Annotated in this window: 2 protein-coding genes; both read right to left on the reverse strand. The window is 65.8% G+C overall.

Going from position 1 to position 1,314, the window contains the following annotated elements:
* Nucleotides 1-597: biotin/lipoyl attachment domain-containing protein (locus ACYVDE_RS23105; protein ID WP_460503882.1), on the reverse strand; the 597-nt coding region annotated here is incomplete at its 3' end.
* A gap of 61 nt (nt 598-658) precedes the next feature.
* A partial coding sequence (locus tag ACYVDE_RS23110) for a TolC family protein (protein ID WP_460503883.1) occupies nt 659-1,314 on the reverse strand: 656 nt, incomplete at its 5' end.

Consider the following 1,314-nt stretch of genomic DNA (forward strand, 5'->3'; position numbering starts at 1 on the left):
GGCCACGCGGCCCGGCAGCACGCGGCCGTCGGGCAGGATGATGCGGCAGGTCTGGCCCGAGTGCACGTAGCGCAGCTGCGTCACGGGCACGTCGAGGATGAAGCCGAAGCGGCTTTTGTCGTAGGTGAGGCCGAGCTGCTCGCCGTCCTGCACGTAGTCGCCGGCCAGCTTGTCCACCGTCGCCAAAATACCGGCGCGGGCCGATTTTATCGGGATGATGCCGCTGAATTTCAGGCGCGGGTCGCCGGTGAGCTTATCGAGGTGCAGGGTTTTCGATTCCTTGGTCTGGATGGTGAAAACCGTTTGGCCAGCGCGCACCTGCTGGCCCACCACGGGCGTGGGGGCCAGCACGTAGCCGGTGGTGGTGGCCCGCAGCGCATCCTTGGCCGCGTAGGCCGACACGGCGCTCAGCCGCAGCACGTCCGTCAGCGTGTCGGTTTCGATGCTGCCGATGGTGACGAGCGCGCGGGGCTTCACGGCGGTTTCTTCCTCACCATCGGCGGGCGCGGCAGCTTCGTCGGCTTTGGCCGGGTCTTTTGAGCCGCAGGCCGTGAGACTGGCGAGGGTGAGGAGGAAGAAAAGGCGGAAGAGAATCATAAAGAACTAAACGAAGAGACGTTGCCCAAGTACCGCGATTTTATAAATCGCGGTACTCGTTCTACTGCTCGGCCAGATAATCCAGCGCAAACCGGCTCCTAAGCTGGTCGGTCTGGGCTTGTGTCAAACTAAACTGCAAGGTTCGGTAGCTCGTCACCAGGTTCAGGTAGTCGAGAATGGCGACGTCGCCCGTGGCCAGCTGCTGCCGGGCGGCTCCTACCAGCGCCTCCGCCACCCGCAGCTGCTCCCGGATGCGGCCCAGCAGCGCATCGGAGGCGCGAATGAGGCCCTCCAGCTGCTCGTACTGCTGCCGCCGCTGCACCGTGAGAAACTGCCGGTAGCCGCGCCGGCTCTGCTCGCTCAGCGCGATGCGCTGGTATTGCAATTGGCGCTGGTGGCCGTCGAAAATGGGAATACCCAACTGTAGGCCAGTGCCAATGCCCACGCTGTGGGCCAGCGCCACCGGCAGGTAGGATGAAGATTGCAGGCCCGCATCCAGCACGGCGCTGAGCTTGGGACGATAGTAGGCATCCACGGCGCGCCGGTCGAGCAGCAGGCGCAGGCTGTCGAGGGTGTACTGGCGCTGCGCCGGGGACAGCAGCCCCGCCAGCGGGCGGTGGGTGGGCGGGGTGGGGGCTTCAATACTTATGAGGGCCGTATCGGCCACCCCGGCCAGGGCGCGCAACGTGCCCAGCTCGCGGCGGTAGGCCAGGCGGT

Source organism: Hymenobacter agri (assembly GCF_054778495.1).